Source organism: Streptomyces sp. UW30 (assembly GCF_008042075.1).
Taxonomy (GTDB): domain Bacteria; phylum Actinomycetota; class Actinomycetes; order Streptomycetales; family Streptomycetaceae; genus Streptomyces.
Window position 1 is genome coordinate 1 of sequence record NZ_RDBN01000090.1, and the last position, 1,201, is coordinate 1,201.

2 pseudogenes are annotated in these 1,201 nt (G+C 74.9%); one reads left to right on the forward strand and one right to left on the reverse strand.

Going from position 1 to position 1,201, the window contains the following annotated elements:
* Window positions 1–55: 55 nt before the first annotated feature.
* Window positions 56–235, forward strand: a pseudogene (locus tag EAO75_RS48830) (glycosyltransferase); the annotation flags it as partial.
* On the opposite strand, the pseudogene EAO75_RS44135 reads toward EAO75_RS48830, so the two are convergent.
* Window positions 199–1,201, reverse strand: a pseudogene (locus EAO75_RS44135) (glycosyltransferase family 2 protein); the annotation flags it as partial. The pseudogenes EAO75_RS48830 and EAO75_RS44135 overlap by 37 nt on opposite strands.

A 1,201-nucleotide genomic window follows, 5' to 3' on the forward strand; every position in this document is an offset into this window, starting at 1 on the left:
GCAGGTCGGCGTCGTGGTCATCGGTCACAACGACGCCGCGCATGTGACGACCGCCGTGCGCTCGGCGCTGGCCCAGGGTCCCGCCGTCCGCGAGGTCGTCGCCGTCGACGACTGCTCCACGGACGACAGCGCGGAACTGCTCGCGCGCCTGGCCGTGGCCGAACCGCGGGTGCGGCTGGTCCGGCGCCGGGTCACCAGCGGCGGCTGCGGCAGCCCGCGCAACACCGGTCTGGACCGGGTGACCTCGCCGTATGTGATGTTCCTGGACGCCGCCGACGTACTTCCGCCGGGCGCGGTGGGGTGGTGCTCCCAGTCGGGCGTGTCGTACTCGGCGAGATACGCCCGCGTGAGCGCCCACCATGCGCGCTGGTAGGGGGCCTCGTGCAGCCCCAGCTCGCGCGCGTACATCCGCAGCTCGTGGTCCAGGAACCTTGCCCGCGCCTCCCGCGCGAGCTCCTTGCGCCCGGCTCCCAGCAGGATCTCGTACGCCGCCCGGCTCGCCTCCGTGCGCGCCCGCCAGTCGGCGATGCCGGCCCGGTCGAGGGAGGCCGACGGCCGGTCGGCGCAGCGGCGTACGCGCCGGACGTACACCGGGTCCGGGACGAGGGCGACGCGCGGCCCGGCGGCCAGCACGCGGGCGCTGAAGACGAGGTCCTCGTGGGGGAAGCGGCCCTCGGGGAAGCGGATGCCGTGCTCGCGCAGGAACTCGGTGCGGTACAGCTTGTTCACGCAGAGCGTGTCGTGGACGAGGCGGGGGCGCTGTGCCGGGCGCTCGTACACGGCGTGCGCGGCGTAGAGGGACGCCTCCCACGGCACCTCGCGCCCTTCCGGCAGTTCCCGTCGCACGCACAGTCCGCCCGCCACCTGCGCACCCGCCCCGGTCGCTGCCGTGAGCAGCGCGTCCACCGCGCCCGGCGGAAGTACGTCGGCGGCGTCCAGGAACATCACATACGGCGAGGTCACCCGGTCCAGACCGGTGTTGCGCGGGCTGCCGCAGCCGCCGCTGGTGACCCGGCGCCGGACCAGCCGCACCCGCGGTTCGGCCACGGCCAGGCGCGCGAGCAGTTCCGCGCTGTCGTCCGTGGAGCAGTCGTCGACGGCGACGACCTCGCGGACGGCGGGACCCTGGGCCAGCGCCGAGCGCACGGCGGTCGTCACATGCGCGGCGTCGTTGTGACCGATGACCACGACGCCGACCTGC